Origin of the sequence: Streptomyces marianii (assembly GCF_005795905.1) — a bacterium.
Taxonomy (GTDB): domain Bacteria; phylum Actinomycetota; class Actinomycetes; order Streptomycetales; family Streptomycetaceae; genus Streptomyces; species Streptomyces marianii.
This window is the reverse complement of sequence record NZ_VAWE01000001.1, coordinates 7,745,044-7,760,801: the sequence shown is the minus strand read 5'-3', so window position 1 is coordinate 7,760,801 and position 15,758 is coordinate 7,745,044. Positions and strand designations below refer to the sequence as shown.

The 15,758-nt window shown below is 73.0% G+C and carries 10 protein-coding genes and 1 pseudogene; 7 read left to right on the top strand and 4 right to left on the bottom strand.

Annotation, left to right across the window (positions count from 1 at the left end; genetic code table 11):
- Positions 1-17 precede the first annotated feature (17 nt).
- The 3 genes from FEF34_RS35035 to FEF34_RS35025 all read left to right on the top strand — a co-directional run bounded on the left by FEF34_RS35035 (position 18) and on the right by FEF34_RS35025 (position 5,170).
- Positions 18-1,658 (top strand): serine/threonine-protein kinase, encoded by a 1,641-nt coding sequence (locus tag FEF34_RS35035; protein ID WP_138056750.1) that lies wholly within the window; start codon positions 18-20, stop codon positions 1,656-1,658.
- On the top strand, positions 1,655-2,338 hold the full coding sequence (locus FEF34_RS35030) for a hypothetical protein (protein ID WP_138056749.1): 684 nt from the start codon (positions 1,655-1,657) through the stop codon (positions 2,336-2,338). The genes FEF34_RS35035 and FEF34_RS35030 overlap by 4 nt, the downstream gene beginning before the upstream one ends.
- Positions 2,339-2,455: 117 nt before the next feature.
- On the top strand, positions 2,456-5,170 hold the full coding sequence (locus FEF34_RS35025; RefSeq protein WP_138057915.1) for a SpoIIE family protein phosphatase/ATP-binding protein: 2,715 nt from the start codon (positions 2,456-2,458) through the stop codon (positions 5,168-5,170).
- A 527-nt stretch (positions 5,171-5,697) separates the two neighbouring features.
- Here FEF34_RS35025 and FEF34_RS44375 read toward each other — a convergent pair.
- Positions 5,698-5,928: pseudogene (locus FEF34_RS44375) on the bottom strand (helix-turn-helix domain-containing protein); the annotation flags it as partial.
- A 39-nt stretch (positions 5,929-5,967) separates the two neighbouring features.
- Between FEF34_RS44375 and clpX the strand changes: the two are divergent.
- Entirely contained in the window at positions 5,968-7,251 is a 1,284-nt protein-coding gene (clpX, locus tag FEF34_RS35015; RefSeq protein WP_138056747.1) for an ATP-dependent Clp protease ATP-binding subunit ClpX, read from the top strand.
- A 125-nt stretch (positions 7,252-7,376) separates the two neighbouring features.
- Here the strand turns inward: clpX and FEF34_RS35010 are convergent, their stop codons facing one another.
- Genes FEF34_RS35010 through FEF34_RS35000 form a run of 3 tightly spaced genes read right to left on the bottom strand, consistent with a single transcriptional unit; the run spans position 7,377 to position 10,956 of the window.
- Entirely contained in the window at positions 7,377-9,671 is a 2,295-nt protein-coding gene (locus tag FEF34_RS35010; protein ID WP_138056746.1) for an FtsX-like permease family protein, read from the bottom strand.
- 2 nt (positions 9,672-9,673) lie between these two features.
- A complete protein-coding gene (locus FEF34_RS35005) occupies positions 9,674-10,444 on the bottom strand; it encodes an ABC transporter ATP-binding protein (RefSeq protein ID WP_138056745.1) in 771 nt (256 codons plus the stop codon).
- The gene (locus FEF34_RS35000) at positions 10,441-10,956 is read right to left on the bottom strand and encodes a PadR family transcriptional regulator (protein WP_138056744.1); all 516 of its coding nucleotides are present in this window, start codon (positions 10,954-10,956) and stop codon (positions 10,441-10,443) included. Before FEF34_RS35000 ends, FEF34_RS35005 begins: the two co-directional genes overlap by 4 nt.
- Positions 10,957-11,133: 177 nt before the next feature.
- On the opposite strand from FEF34_RS35000, the gene FEF34_RS34995 reads away from it, so the two are divergent.
- The 3 genes from FEF34_RS34995 (at position 11,134) to FEF34_RS34985 (ending at position 15,758) form a co-directional block, all read left to right on the top strand.
- A complete protein-coding gene (locus tag FEF34_RS34995; protein WP_138056743.1) occupies positions 11,134-12,417 on the top strand; it encodes an ABC transporter substrate-binding protein in 1,284 nt (427 codons plus the stop codon).
- Between the two features lie 224 nt (positions 12,418-12,641).
- Positions 12,642-14,312 (top strand): glycoside hydrolase family 13 protein, encoded by a 1,671-nt coding sequence (locus FEF34_RS34990; protein ID WP_138056742.1) that lies wholly within the window; start codon positions 12,642-12,644, stop codon positions 14,310-14,312.
- A gap of 120 nt (positions 14,313-14,432) precedes the next feature.
- The gene (locus FEF34_RS34985) at positions 14,433-15,758 is read left to right on the top strand and encodes an ABC transporter substrate-binding protein (protein WP_234042674.1); all 1,326 of its coding nucleotides are present in this window, start codon (positions 14,433-14,435) and stop codon (positions 15,756-15,758) included.

Sequence of the window (15,758 nt, the reverse complement as noted above, 5' to 3'; positions counted from 1 at the left end):
TCCGCCGAGGGGGTGGCATGAACGCATGGACGGTCCCGGGATACACCGAGACCAGAGAACTCGGTTCGGGCGGCAGCGGACGGGTCGTGCTCGCCGTCCACGACGGCACCGGCACGCCGGTGGCCGTCAAGTACCTCGCTGAGCGGCTGCGCCGGGACACCGCCTTCGTCCGTGCCTTCCGCTCGGAGGCACGGCTGCTGAGCGGGCTCGACACCCCGCACGTGGTCCGGCTGTACGAGTACGTCGAATGCCCCGACGGCGCGGCCATCGTGATGGAGCTGGTGGACGGGACAGCGCTGCGCGCCCTGCTGGCCAGGGAGGGCGCGACCGGCGCCGCGCCCGCCCTGGTGGTGCTCAAGGGCTCACTGCTGGGGCTCGCGGCGGCACACCGGGCGGGAGTCGTGCACCGCGACTACAAGCCGGAGAACGTGCTGGTGGCGCCGGACGGTTCGTCCAAGCTCGTCGACTTCGGTATCGCGGCGGGGCGGGGCACGACACCGGGGGTCGCGGGCACGCCCTCGTACATGGCCCCGGAGCAGTGGACCGGCGGGCCGGCCTCGCCGGCCGCCGACGTGTACGCGGCCACGGCGACGTTCTTCGAGTGCGTCACGGGACGCAAGCCGTACACCGGCGAGAACTTCGCGGAGCTCGCGCTCCGGCACACGACTGCGCCGGTACCCGTCGACGGGGTGCCCGAGGCACTGCGGCCGCTGATCCGGCGCGGGATGGCGAAGTCCCCGCAGGAGCGGCCGGAGTCCGCGGAGGCGTTCGTCGCGGAGCTGGAGGCGATCGCGTGCGAGGCCGTCGGACCCGACTGGGAGGAGCGCGGCCGGGGGGAGCTCGCCGCGCTGGCTGCGATGCTGCCGCTGCTGCTTCCCTCGACCGGTGCGCCGCCGGTCTCGGTGGCGGCGCGGGCGTCGACCTCGCTGGGGCGCGGCCACCGTCTCGGGGGTCTGTGGCCGGACCGGCAGGGGCTGTTCGCCGCGTCGCTCGCGCTCGTCCTGGGGCTGCTGCTGGTGATCGCGGCGCAGGCCGCAGGCGACGGTCAGGTGAGTCCTGCGGCGCGGGCGGTCGCCACCACGAGCGCCGTGCCCCCGGCGCCGGACGCGACCACCGGCCCGGCCTCCGTCGCGCCGTCGCCGTCCGCCGTCTCCGCGTCCCCCGGCTCCTCGCCGTCGTCCTCGGCACCGGAGCCGACGGCGACCGCCGGCTCCTCCGGCCCTGCCGCCCCGTCCACCGCCCCCGGGACTTCGACGGCCCCGCCGGTGACCCCACCGGAGCCCCCGCCGGTCACCTCCGAACCCCCGGTGACCCCGGAGCCGCCGGAGGTGTCGGTGGCGACCGTGTCGATCGGTTCACTGCGGCAGACGGGTACGGCGACGGCCACCGCGACCGTCGAGGTCGTCACGGACGGCACCGGCCCGGTGCGCATCGTCCTGGACTGGGCGACCGCCGCGACCAAGGGCGGCCCGGGCACCCCGGACGGCGCCGCCGACACCTTCGAGCGCAGTGGCGCGACGAGGTACACGCTCACCGTCGAGCACGCGTTCCAGAACGTCAGGGCCTGCTACTGGCGGCTCACGGCGGACAGCTCGCCGGGCGCCGCGAACGGCGGCTCGCGGCAGGAGATCGTGACGTGGAGGTGCACGGTCGAATGAACGACGACCCGCGCGTCCCCTTCCGCACCCCTCCCCCATCGCCGGACGGCGGGGGGAACGGCCCGCCGCCGCCCGAGGACTACAGCGCCACGGCGCTGGCCAGTCACTGGTCCGAGCTGCCCGACACGCCCCCGGACGCGGTCGAGGGCACGGTGCTGCGCTTCGGCCCGGGGGTCACGGCGGCGGTGCGGGAGAGATACGACGGGGACCGTACGACCGTCGTGTGGCACACGGGCACGCTGCCGGGTGCCGCGCCCCCGCCCGCTCGCGGCGCCGGCCGGTCGTGGGCGTCCTGGCTGCGCCGCTACGCCCTGGCGGCCGTGATCCTGCTCGCCGTCCTCCTGTTCCTCGGCTGGCAGCGGTTGGGCCCCGGCCCCACGGTCCGCGGCGTCGCGGTGGACACCGACCCCGGCGGCCCGGGCTGCGACGGCACCGCCGTCGTCACGGCCGTGGTGCGCACCGACGGCAGGCCGGGCGCCCTGACCTACCGCTGGGTGCGCAGCGACGGCACCGCGTCCGAGGTGCTGACGGAGCGGCTGGCCCGCGGCCAGGACAGGGCGCGGCTGCGCCTGCTGTGGACGTTCCACGGCGAGGGCGCCTACCGCGCACGTGCCGAACTGCGGCTCAGCTCCCCCTCGCGGCACGAGGCGTCGGCGGAGTTCCTCTACACCTGTCCGTGACGGGCCTCCTCACTTCCGAACCTCCGAGGTCGAACGTTGCCGGACGCGTATGGCCCGATGGGGGCAAGCGGTGCTAGAAAGGACAGCGTGATCAGGCGCTTCGACCGATTGCGGGGCGTGTCGGTTCGGCCACTGATCGGCAAACGCCCCAGGAGCGTCGCCGGGCAGGTATTCATCCTCCAGGTGGCGGTCGTGGTCCTGCTCGTTCTCGGCACGATCCTCGCCCTGGTCCTGCAGACCCGGCACGACACCGACCGCGAGGCCCGCAACCGGTCGGTCGCGGTCGCCGAATCGTTTGCCCACTCCCCCGGCCTGCTCGCCGCGCTGGACACCCCCGACCCGTCCCGGGTCCTGCAGCCGATCACCGAGGAGGCGCGGAAGCGCGCAGGCGTCGACTTCATCGTCGTCATGGACACCAACGGGATCCGCTACACCCATCCCCTGCCGGAGCGGATCGGGCACCGCTTCGTCGGCACGATCGAACCGTCCCTCCAGGGCGAGGTGCTGCTCGAGAGCGTGGACGGCCCCCTGGGCAAGGAGGTCCAGGCGGTCGTCCCGGTCACCGGCCCGGACGGCAAGGTCGAGGCGCTGGTGTCGGCCGGCCTGACCGTCCACAACGTCACGGGCGCGGTGAACCGGCAGCTGCCGGTCATCCTCGGCACGGGAGCTGCGGGCCTCGCCCTGGCCACCGCAGGCACGGCCCTGGCGACCAGACGCCTGAAACGCCAGACCCACGGGCTCGGCCCGGCCGAGATGACCCGTATGTACGAGCATCACGACGCCGTCCTCCACGCGGTACGGGAAGGCGTCGTCATCGTCGGCGGAGACGGAACGCTTCTGCTCGCCAACGACGAAGCCCGCCGGCTGCTGGGCCTGGGCCCCGACTCCGAGGGGCGGCCCGTGCGCGATCTGGCCGGGCTCGAACCCTCGACGGCGGAACTGCTCGCCTCGGGCACGGCGGCCACGGACGAGGTGCTGACCGCCGGGGACCGGCTGCTCGTGGTCAACCAGCGGTCCACCGACGGCCCCGGCGGTCCGCTGGGCACCGTCGCGACCATCCGCGACTCCACGGAGCTCCAGGCGCTGACGGGCCGGGCCGAGGTGGCGCGCAAACGCCTCCAGCTGCTGTACGACGCCGGCGTGGGGATCGGGACGACGCTGGACGTGACCCGGACCGCCGAGGAACTGGCCGAGGTCGCCGTCCCCTCCTTCGCCGACTACGTCACCGTGGACCTCGCGGACCCCGTACTCGACGGGGAGGAGCCGAACGGCTCCGCGGGCGAGATGCGCCGCACCGCCGTCAGCGGGATCCGCGACGACCACCCGCTCTACGAACGCGGCAGGCTGATCGCGTTCCTGCCCTCGACGCCGCAGGCCCGCGGGATGGGCACCGGACGGGCCGAGGTGGTGCCGGACCTGTCCAGGGCGCTGGGCTGGCGCGCGCAGGACCCCGAGCGGACGAAGGCCATCGTCGAGTACGGCATCCACTCACTCATCACCGTGCCGCTGCAGGCCCGCGGAGTCGTCCTGGGGGTCGCCAACTTCTGGCGCTCGGAGAAGCCCGGCCCCTTCGAGGAGGACGATCTGTCCCTCGCCGAGGAACTGGTCGCCCGGGCCGCGGTGTCGGTGGACAACGCCCGCCGGTACACGCGTGAGCACGCTCTCGCCGTGACGCTCCAGCGCAGCCTCCTGCCGAGGGCGCTGCCGGAGCACAGCGCCGTGGAGGTGGCGCACCGCTATCTGCCGGCCCAGTCCGGGGTGGGCGGCGACTGGTTCGACGTGATCCCGCTGCCGGGCAGCCGGGTCGCCCTGGTCGTCGGCGACGTGGTGGGCCACGGGCTGCACGCCGCGGCGACGATGGGGCGGCTGCGGACCGCGGTGCACAACTTCTCCACACTCGATCTGCCGCCCGACGAGCTCCTCGGCTATCTGGACGACCTGGTCGGCCGCATCGACCAGGACGAGATGGGCCCCGGCGGCAGTCCCGACGGCCCGGCGATGACCGGCGCCACCTGCCTCTACGCCATCTACGACCCGGTATCCCGGCGGTGCACGATGGCCCGGGCCGGGCATCCGCTGCCGGCGCTGGTCCGCCCGGACGGCAGCGTCGAGTTCCCGGAGCTCCCGGCGGGGCCGCCACTCGGGCTCGGCGGTATGCCGTTCGAGAGCGCGGTGCTCGAGATCCCCGAAGGGACCAGACTCGTCTTCTACACGGACGGGCTCATCGAGGACCGCAGCCGCGACATCGACGTCGGCATCGAGCTGCTGCGCCACGTCCTCGCGCGCACGGACGGCACACCGGAGCAGACGTGCCAGGGCGTGCTGGAAGCGCTGCTGCCCGCCCGCCCGAAGGACGACGTGGCCCTGCTCATCGCCCGTACCCGCGCTCTCGGCCCGGACCGGGTCGCCGAGTGGGACGTGCCGTCGGACCCGAGCGCGGTCGCCGGGATGCGCGCCGCGGCCGTCGCGAAACTGGCGGAGTGGGGGCTGGAGGAGATGGCGTTCGGCACCGAGCTGATCCTCAGCGAGCTGCTCACCAACGCCATCCGCTACGGCACCCAGCCCATTCGGGTACGGCTGCTGTACGACCAGGGCCTGACCTGCGAGGTCGCCGACGGCAGCAGCACCTCGCCGCATCTTCGCTACGCCGCGACCACGGACGAGGGCGGCCGTGGGCTGTTCCTGGTGGCCCAGCTGTCGGAGCGCTGGGGCACGCGGTACACGTCCGAAGGAAAGATCATCTGGGCCGAGCAGCCGCTCCCGGGTGACGCGCCGGACACGGAGGCGGGCGGGGAGGCCCTACTGCGGTTGTTCGACTCCGAACTGCTCTGAGGCCCTCGGGCTTTCACCTCCGTTACAGGAACCTGGCCTTCGGATGCGCTTCGGGCCCGGCGCTCCGGGGCGGGCCGGCCTGCCAGCCCGAACGGCTCGATGAAGCACGGCGCCGCCGCGGCCGTGCGGCTCGCGCCGTGCAGGGTGGTGAGGACGGTCTTGGCGAGCCGCACCGAGCGGCGCGGCGGAGCGCCCGGGACCGGCGTGAGCGGTTGCAGCGCCTCCAGCGCCGGCGCGACGAGCAGTGCGTCCACTTCGAGGAGTCGGCGGTTGGGCCGGCGCGGTCCCTCGTCGGCGGTGACCTCCGGTATGAGGTCGGCTCCCAACCCGGCCGCCCCGGCCCTGCTTCGCCGGCGTGCCCGGCCCCCACGCAATCTCGGTCGCCCCGCTCCGCCCCGGCGGACGCCGGTCGCGTGACCCAGTCCCGGGCGAGCGCGCCGAGGGCCTCGGCCGCGGCGAGCTCGCCCGGGCGCCGGTCCGGTCGTCGAGGGCGCGCGCTCGGCCAGTTCGGCGAGGACGGCGAAGCAGAGGGCGCGCTTGCCGGAGAGGTTGAAGTAGACGGCGCCCCTGGTGAGGCCGGCCCGCTCGGCGATGGCGCCGGTCCCGGCGGCGCGGAAACCGTGCTCGGCAAGCTCGTCCCGGGCCGCCGCCAGCACGCCGGCACGGGTGCGCTGCTGCGTCTGAGTCCTGGTGACGAGCCATCGTTCTCCTCGTCGCGCGTGCGCCGTCGCCTCTCCCAGCTCGAATGTCTGTAACATCTGGATGACGGGACAATCCGGAGGGGGCTGGGCACGTTCATGGCACGCATCGGTGAGGACGGCCACCCGCTGAAGTGTTCCTTCTGCGGGAAGAGCCAGAAGCAGGTGAGGCAGCTCATCGCCGGGCCGGCCGGGGTTCACATCTGCGACGAGTGCGTCGAGCTGTGCAACGAGCTGATCGAGGAGGAACTCTCCGACTTCACCGCCACGCCGCTGACGGAGCTTCCCAAGCCGGCCGAGATCCACCGGTTCCTCGACGAGTACGTCATCGACCAGGAATCGGCCAAGCGGTCACTTGCCGTTGCCGTCTACAACCACTACAAGCGGGTCCGCGGCAGGCAGGAGGAGGACGAGCCGGTCGAGGTGGCCAAGTCCAACATCCTGCTGCTCGGCCCCACCGGCTGCGGCAAGACGTACCTCGCGCAGACCCTCGCCCGGCTGCTGAACGTCCCGTTCGCCATCGCCGACGCCACCGCCCTCACGGAGGCCGGCTACGTCGGCGAGGACGTGGAGAACATCCTGCTCAAGCTGCTCCAGGCGGCCGACTACGACGTGCGGCGCGCCGAGACCGGCATCGTCTACATCGATGAGATCGACAAGATCGCGCGCAAGGGCGAGAACCTGTCGATCACCCGCGATGTCTCGGGCGAGGGGGTGCAGCAGGCCCTGCTGAAGATCCTGGAGGGCACCACCGCGTCGGTGCCGCCGCAGGGCGGCCGGAAGCATCCGCACCAGGAGTACGTCCAGATCGACACGGCGAACGTGCTGTTCATCGTGGCCGGGGCGTTCGCCGGGCTGGAGACGATCGTCGACGACCGGACCGGAAGGCGGGGCCTCGGCTTCGCCGCCGAGATGGGTTCCGGGGGCGGGGCCGACGACGGGGACCCGTTCGCCGGGGTGATGCCCGCCGACCTGATCAGGTTCGGACTGATTCCCGAGTTCATCGGCAGGCTCCCCGTGATCGCGCGGGTGTCGAGCCTGGACGGTACCGCGCTGCTGCGGACCCTCACCGAGCCGAGGAACGCCTTGGTCAAGCAGTACCAGCGGCTGTTCGAAATGGACGGCGTGGAGCTCGAATTCAGCGAGGCCGCGCTCGAGGCCGTCGTGGAGAGGTCGATGCTGCGGGGCACCGGGGCCCGGGGCCTGCGGGGAATCATGGAGCATGTCCTGCGGCCCGTCATGTACGAGATCCCGAGCCGCGGGGACGTGGCCAAGGTGATCATCGGCGAGGGTACGGTCCGCGAGGACGTCGCCCCTCTGCTGGTGCCCCGTCAGCCGCCTCCGGAGGAGCCAGGGCCGCAACCCGCCTGGGAGGCGCGGTAGGCACCCGTCCCCGAGTCCGCTCCGCGTCGGCGCCGGACGGCACCGCACCGGGTGGACCGAGCGGCGGACCGGCCGCCCCGCCACCTCGCACCCCGAAGGCGGCGAGCCCGGGCAGGCGGTCCTGATCAGGCCACCGCGCTGAGGGTGTCCACCAGTCGGCGGCGCGCGGCCCGGGCCGCCGGCAGCGCCGCGAGTGCGATCGCGCCGAGGACGGCGGCGGCCGCGAGCAGCGCCAGATGGAGCGGCGACGGGGCCTGCGCGATACCGGCGCCGATGCCGCTGGAGCGGCCCTCGGCGTCGATCAGCCACTGGGCCAGCGGCACCCCGAGACCCGCTCCCACCACGGCTGCGGCCAGCGCGGTGCAGCCGACCGCGGTGACGGTGGCCGCCGTGATCTGCCGGGGTGACAGCCCGATCGCCTTCAGGGCGAGGAGATCGCGCTCCCCGTCCCGTACGCTCCCGCCGATCGCCGTCGACAGTTCCGTGAGCCCGATCAGGGCGAGCACGCCGATGAGCCCGGCGACGACACCCCGCATGGTGGAGAGCCGGTCGGCCGGGCTGGTGACCTCGTGGATGTCGAGACTCCCCGCCGACGCGTCGGTCAGCTCGGCGCGGACACCGGCGGGGTCGGCTCCCGGCCGCAACTGGATCTGGAACAGCGTCGCACGCAGGGCCGGGTCGTTCTCGCGGAGGGTGTCGAGCGAGGTGGAGACGGTCCGTCCGCCGTTCTCCGGCTCGATACTCCGGCCGACGATGTGGAGGATCTGCGGATGGCCCCCGACGGTCATACGCACCCAGTCGCCGACCTCCACGCCCAGCAGGTCGAGCAGGCCCTGCCCGGCCACCGCCTCGTCGGGTCCGTCGGCGGCCCGGCCCTCCGCCACGGTGTACGGGTACGGCCGCTCGCGGGTGCCGAGGCCGCGCAGTGCGATGGTGCCGGTCTGGCCGGGGACGAGCGCCGCGACCTCGACACCGGGGTGGGCCGCCACGACCTGCGGGTGGCCGTCGAGGAGCGCCGCGGCCTCCCCTTCGGCGAGACCGCTGTCCGCGCGGGCGGTCAGGGCCGAGGGCAGTCCCAGTTCCGCCGGTCTGCTGTCGAAGCGCGCGATCGTGGTCCAGGCGCTGAGCGCCACGGTGATCAGTAGCAGCGGCAGGGCCAGCCGGACGATGGTGGCGGGGCTCTGCGGGCCGCGGGCGAAGGCCCGGTGCCAGCCGAGGACGAGGGCCGGGGGCAGCCCGAGCCCGAGCGCCCTTCTGGACGGTCCGGACAGCCGGCCGCCCGGGGCCTTCCCGGCCGGGAGCACCGGCACCGGAGGCACCCGGCCGGCCCGCCAGGCGGCGAGGCAGGTGGTGGCGCCGATGAACAGCACCGCGGCGACGGGCACGGCGAGCAGGGCGGCCGTGTGCCCGGGCAGCCCCTGCCAGACGCCGACCGCCTCGCCGAGCCGTCCGGGCAGGGCGCTGCCCAGGGTCTCGATGAGCAGCGTGGCGACCAGGGCGCCGAGCACGGCGAAGGCCAGGTGCTGCACCAGGAACACCCGCACCACCTGCCCCGGGGTGAAGCCGATGGCCTTGAGGACGGAGATGTCCCTGAGGTGGCCGCGCACCCGGGTGCTGATCGCGCCGAACACGGCGAGCGCGGCGGCCAGCAGCGCGCCGAGTCCGAAGAGCCCGAGGACCTGGCCGAGCAGCCGGGTGTCCCCCTGGGCCTCCGATCTGGCCTGCTGCCAGTGGGAGACGTCGGTGACCGCCCCGGCGCCGAGCACCGTGACGGCGCGCTGGACGGCGTAGTCGGTGTCGGCGGGATCGGTGAGCAGCAGACCGACGACGCGGCCGGGGCTCTCGCCCGTGTCCCGTACCTGGGCGGGCAGGGCCCAGACGGTGCCGGGTCGCTCGCCGGGCCGGTAGCGCGGTTCGGCGCTGTCCGCGACGCCGAGGACGGTCAGGCTGCGGCCGGTGCCGGAGAGGGTGAGGGTGTCGCCCGGGGCCGCGACGAGGGCTCGGGCGAGGCTGCTCTCCAGGACGACGCCTTCGGGTGTGGCCGGGGTGAGCCAGCGGCCGGAGGTGAGGAGCGGACGCCCGGTGGCGGGCGGCTCGGCTCCGGCGCCGCGGAGCTCGACGGAGGCCCGGGCACCGCGTGAGGCCACGGTCGCCGCCGCGGTGCGGAACGGGCCGGACACGGCCTCGACCCCGTCGAGGGCGGCGAGCCGGCCCGGGTCGGCGGAGGGCCCGGTGTGGATCCAGACGTGGGCGCCGTGGGACTGGGCGAAGACGCGCTGCCAGGGGTTGGTGGCGTAGCCGAAGAGCGCGGCCGCGAGCAGCAGGGCCGCGACGATGCCCGCGGTGGCGGAGACGATGAACAGTGCCTCGCCCCGGTGGGTGCGCAGGTCGGCGTGCGCCCAGCGCAGTGTGGCCCGCACGGTCAGTCCTTCAGTTCGAGGACGCCGGACAGCCCGGTGCCCCGGGCGGGGGTACCGCCCAGCTCGGCGTCGTCGGCTATGCGGCCGTCGAAGAAGCTGATGACCCGGTCGGCGGCGCTGGCGAGCCGTGCGTCATGGGTGACGAGCAGGATGGTCTGGCCGCGCTGGTGGAAGCGGGACAGCAGGCGCATGACCTCGCGGGTGCCCTTGCTGTCGAGGCTGCCGGCGGGCTCGTCGGCCAGCAGCAGCCGGGGATGGTTGACCAGCGCGCGGGCCAGTGCGACACGCTGCTGCTCACCGCCGGACAGCTCGCCCGGCATGCTGCGGGCCTTGCCCTCCAGACCGAGCTCGGCGAGCAGCTTCTCGCGCTCGGCGCGCGCCTGCCGGGGGCCGGTGCCGGCCAGCAGGGCGGGCAGTTCGACGTTGTCGGCGACCGTGAGGTTGGAGACGAGGTTGAAGAACTGGAAGACGATGCCGATCCGGCGCCGCCGCTCGGTCGCCCACCGGGCCTCGCTGTAGGAGTCGGTGCACTCGCCGTCGAGCCAGATGCTTCCGCTGTCGGGCCGCTGCAGTCCGCCGAGCAGGTGCAGGAGGGTCGACTTGCCGGCCCCGGAGGGGCCGCTGACGGCGACGAACTCCCCGTGGCGCACGGACAGGTCCACCCCTCGCACGGCGTGGGCCGGGGCGCCCTCCCCATGGTGGGTCTTGACGAGCCCCTCGGCGCGCAGGAGCGGGGTCCGGTCGGTGTCGTCCGGGTCGGGGGTGTGGCTCATTCCAGCCCCTCCAGCTCCTCCTGGCAGCGCTCCAGCCAGTCGAGATCGGCCTGCAGGTGCAGCATGGCTCCCTCGATCAGGAGATGGGCGATGCGGTTGTCCCGGTCCTCGGTCGCGGACAGCTTCGACAGGTTGCGCATGGTGTTGAGGTACTCGCGTCGCTGCTTGTTGATGAGGGCGATCTGGTCGGCGAGTCCGGTCTTCGGGGCGAGGGCGAGCTTCATGAAGAACTCGTCCCGTACCCGCGGCTCGTCCGCCGTCTCCTCGAACCAGGCGCGCAGCGCCTCCGTCCCGGCGTCGGTGAGGCGGTAGATCTTCTTGTTGGGCCGGCTCGACTGGGCGACTTCCTCGCCCTGGATCAGCCCCGACTTCTCCAGGCGCCCGAGCGTCACGTAGATCTGGCCGACGTTCGGCTGAGGGTACGCGGAGCCCAGCAGTTGCTCAAGGTCCTGCTTGAGCTCGTAGCCGTGGGCGGGCCCCCGGGACAGCAGCGCCAGGAGGGGCAGACGCACGCGCGCTCCCCTCCTCCCTGTTGTCCGCCAGCCGGCCGAGGGCGGTCCGCTACCGTGTCCGGTGTGGCCCGGATCGCTCTCGTCATCCGATACGGGCCCTAGTATCGCCCATGCCTAACGGGTATACATGCCCTGGACGCGGTCGAAGAAGCCCACGCCGGTGCACAGGAGGAACCTATGCGGTGGATACGTGCCGCCGGTAGGGGGCTCCTCATCGCGGCGGTGGTGCTCACGGGATACGTCTCGGCGGGCACCGGGACGGGCGCGGACCCCGCCGGCGCGGCACAGGGCGAGGGGCGCGGCCCCATGACGCTGGCCACCGCCGGCGACCTCACCGGATATCTGGGGCCGCTGCTGGAGGGCTGGAACCGCAGCCACCCGGATGAGAAGGTCGCACTGGTCGAGCTGCCGGACTCCGCGGACGAGACCCGGGCGCAGGTGGCCACGGGACTGCGCTCCGGCGACGGCCGGTACGACATCCTCAACATGGACGTGACGTGGACCTCTGAGTTCGCGGCCGCGGGCTGGATAGCCCCACTGGAGGCGGACCGCTTCCCGCTCGACAGCTTCCTGCCGCCGGTGCTCGACACGGCGACGTACGAGGGAGAGCTGTACGCCGTCCCGTATGTCACGAATGCCGGGATGCTCTACTACCGCAAGGACGTCCTCGACCGTGAGGGCCTGACTCCACCGCGCACCTGGGCGGAGCTGGAGCACCAGGCCCGGACGGTGGCCCCCCGGTACGGCCTCGGCGGCTACGCGGGGCAGTTCCTGCCGTACGAGGGCCTCACGGTCAACGCGACGGAGGCGGTGTACTCGGCCGGGGGCACGATCCTCGGCGACGACGGCCGGGTCACCGTGGACTCCCCCGCGGCCCGCACCGGCCTCGGCTTCCTCACCCGCGGGGTGCGCGACGGCTGGATTCCCGGGGAGGCGCTGGCCTACAAGGAGGAGGAGTCCCGGCAGGCCTTCCAGGACGGCCGGCTGCTGTTCCTGCGCAACTGGCCCTACGCGTACGCCGGGGCCTCCGGCAAGGACTCGCGGGTGGCGGGGAGGTTCGGCGCCGTACCGCTGCCCGGACCCGACGGCCCGGGCACCAGCGTGCTGGGCGGGTCGAACCTCGCAGTCAGCGCCCGGGCCCGGCATCCGGAGTCGGCGAACGACCTCATCGCCTACCTGACCAGCACCCCCGTACAGCGGAAGGTGCTGACGGAGGGCGCGCTGCCGCCCGTGCGCGCGGAGCTCTACCGGGACCCCGGACTGATCCGGCGGTTCCCGTATCTGCCGGCCCTGCGGGCCAGTGTCCTGTCCGCCGCGCCGCGGCCCAAGAGCGCGCGGTACGGGCAGGTGAGCCTGGCCGTGCAGGCCGTCGTGCACGACGCGATGGCCCAGCACCAGAAACCCGACGAGGCCGTGCGCCGGCTCTCGCGCGAGCTCTCCGCGGTCGCCCGCCGGGGCTGAGCGCCCGGCTCTTCATCCGCACCCCTCCGGCTTACCTACCTGTTAGGTAACGGGATCACATCACCCCGGACTCGAGCCGCAGGAACATTTACGGACATAAGCCTCAACTCCCTTGGTATTCCTGCACAACCGTTGACACCTTCTCGACACCCCTACTTAACATGCATGCATAACCGCTGACCTTCTGGTCGCGGGCACCCCTTAACGAAGAAACAGGTCAACGGGTGACGCTCACAGCCACGGCCGGCCACGGCCTCTCGCACCGCCCCCCGCACCGCTGGTGGCGCGACGCGGTGATCTACCAGGTGTACGTCCGCAGCTTCCTGGACAGCACGGGCGACGGGATCGGCGACCTCGCCGGGGTCCGCACGGGACTCCCGTACCTGAAGAAGCTCGGCGTCGACGGCATATGGCTGAGCCCCTTCTACCCCTCGCCGCAACAGGACCACGGCTACGACGTCGCCGACTACTGCGACGTCGACCCCGTCTACGGCGACCTGGCCGAGTTCGAGCTGCTGATCGCCGCCGCGCAGCGGCTCGACATGAAGGTGCTGCTCGACATCGTCCCCAACCACTGCTCCAGCGAGCACGCGTGGTTCCGCGAGGCCCTCGCCGCCGGCCCCGACAGTGCGGCCCGCGCCCGGTTCCACTTCGCCGAGGGCCGCGGACCCGGCGGTGACGTGCCGCCGAACAACTGGCACGCGATGTTCGGCGGCCCCGCCTGGAGCCGGGTGACCGAGGCGGACGGCCACCCCGGCCAGTGGTACCTGCACATGTTCACGCCCGAGCAGCCCGATCTGAACTGGCGCAACCCCGAGACCGGTGCCCACTTCGAGCAGGTCCTGCGCTTCTGGCTGGACCGGGGCGTCGACGGCTTCCGGATCGACGTCGCCGCCGGGCTCTTCAAGCACCCGGAGCTGCCCGACTCCCCCGACCCCGAGGCCGACGCACGCACCCGCGACTCCGTGAACCCCCTCGCCTGGAACCAGCCCGAGGTGCACGACGTGTGGCGCCACTGGCGTGCGGTGTGCGAGGAGTACACCGTCCGCGACGGCCGGGAGCGCCTGCTGGTGGGCGAGGTCTCCGTACCGACCGCGCGCGAGCACGCCCGCTACGTACGGCCGGACGAACTCCACCAGGCATTCTTCTTCGACCTGCTGAGCGCGCCGTGGGACGCCGCGGCGTTCCGGAAGGTCGTCTCCGAGGCGATGCAGGACATCGCCGGCACCGGCTCCACCGTCACCTGGGTGCTGAACAACCACGACCAGGTCCGCACCGTGACCCGGTACGGGGAGTCCGGCACCGAGGGCAGCGGGCTCGGCTCGGCCCGTGCCCGGGCGGCCGCGCTGCTGATGCTGGCGCTGCCCGGCGCCGCCTACATCTACCAGGGCGAGGAGCTGGGTCTGCCGGAGGTCGTGGACCTGCCCGACGAGGTGCTCACCGACCCCATCTTCCGGCGCACCGGCAGCCGGGCGCGGATCCGCGACGGATGCCGGGTGCCGCTGCCGTGGTCGGGCCATGCCTCGCCGTTCGGCTTCACCTCCGGCGCCGAAGGGGCCAAGCCCTGGCTGCCGCAGCCCGGCTGGTTCGCCGAGCACGCCACCGACCGCGCGCTCACCGACACCCGCTCGTTCTGGCACCTGTACCGCGATGGTCTCCAGCTGCGCCGCGGGCTGCCGCAGCTCGGCGAGGGCAGCCTGCGCTGGCTCGACTCGCCGCCCGACGTGCTCGCCTTCGTCCGCGGCGACGGGCTGGTGTGCGCCGTCAACTTCGGCACCGCTCCCGTGCCCGCCCCCGTCTCCGGTGCGCCGCTGCTGTCCAGCGGCCCCTGCCCGACCGGTGCGCTGCCGGGCTCCACCGCCGCCTGGTGGATCAACGACGGCACCACCCCGTGAACCACGCCCGTCCCCCAACCGCACCACCCCGTGAACCACGCCCGTCCCCCAACCGCACCACCCCGTGAACCACGCTCTGCGACGCTCCGCCCGTTTCCCGACCGGTAAGGAAGTTCTGCCATGAACCCACGACGCACGATGCTCGCCGGATGCACCGCCCTGGCCCTCGCCCTCGGCGCGACCGCCTGCGGCGGCGACCCCGCCACGCCGGCCGGCGGTGGCGACAGGTCCCTCGACGGCCAGACGATCACGGTCGCCGGCGTCTGGTCCGGCGCCGAGCAGAAGAACTTCCAGAAGGTGCTGGACGCCTTCACCGAGAAGACCGGTGCCAAGACGCAGTTCGTCTCCACCGGCGACAACGTCTCCACCGTCGTCGGCAGCAAGATCGAGGGCGGCAACGCCCCCGACGTGGTGATGGTCCCGCAGGTGGGTGTGCTCCAGCAGTTCGCGAAGAGCGGCTGGCTCGCCCCGCTGTCGAAGACCACCGAGAAGTCCGTCGACGGCAACTTCGCGCCCGTGTGGAAGAACTACGGCAGCGTGGACGGCTCGCTCTACGGTCTCTACTTCAAGGCCGCCCACAAGTCGACCGTCTGGTACAGCCCGGACGCACTGGACCAGGCGGGCGTCAAGCCGCCGTCCACGTACGCGGACATGCTGAAGGCCGGCCGGGCCGTCGCCGACTCGGGTCTGCCCGCCTTCGCGGTCGCCGGTGAGGACGGCTGGACGCTCACCGACTGGTTCGAGAACATCTACCTCTCCCAGGCCGGTCCCGAGAAGTACGACCAGCTCGCCGCGCACAAGCTCCGGTGGACCGACCCCAGTGTGGTGAACGCGCTGACCACGCTCGGCAAGCTGTTCTCCGACAAGGAGCTCATCGCGGGCGGCGAGAAGGGCGCGCTCGCCACCGACTTCCCCGGCTCGGTCGAGAAGGTCTTCGGCCCCGAGCCCGAGGCGGGCATGGTCTACGAGGGCGACTTCGTCGCCGGTGTCGCCAAGGACCAGTTCGGCAAGAAGATCGGCGAGGACGCCTCCTTCTTCCCCTTCCCCGCGGTCGACGGCGGCAAGGCACCGGTCGTCAGCGGCGGTGATGCCGCGGTCGTGCTGAAGGACGGCAAGAACCAGAAGGCCGCGATGGCGTTCCTGGAGTACCTGGCGACCCCGGAGGCGGCGGCGGTCTGGGCCGAGGCGGGCGGCTTCCTCTCCCCCAACAAGAAGCTCGACCTCGCCTCGTACGGCGACGACACCGCCCGCGAGACGGCCAAGTCGCTGATCGACGCCGGCGACTCCGTCCGCTTCGACATGTCCGACCAGGCGCCCGCGGCCTTCGGCGGCACCAAGGGCGCGGGCGAGTGGAAGCTGCTCCAGGACTTCCTGCGCGACCCGTCCGACCCGAAGGCCACCGCGGCCCGTCTCGAGGACGCCGCGGCCAAGGCGTACAAGGGCTGA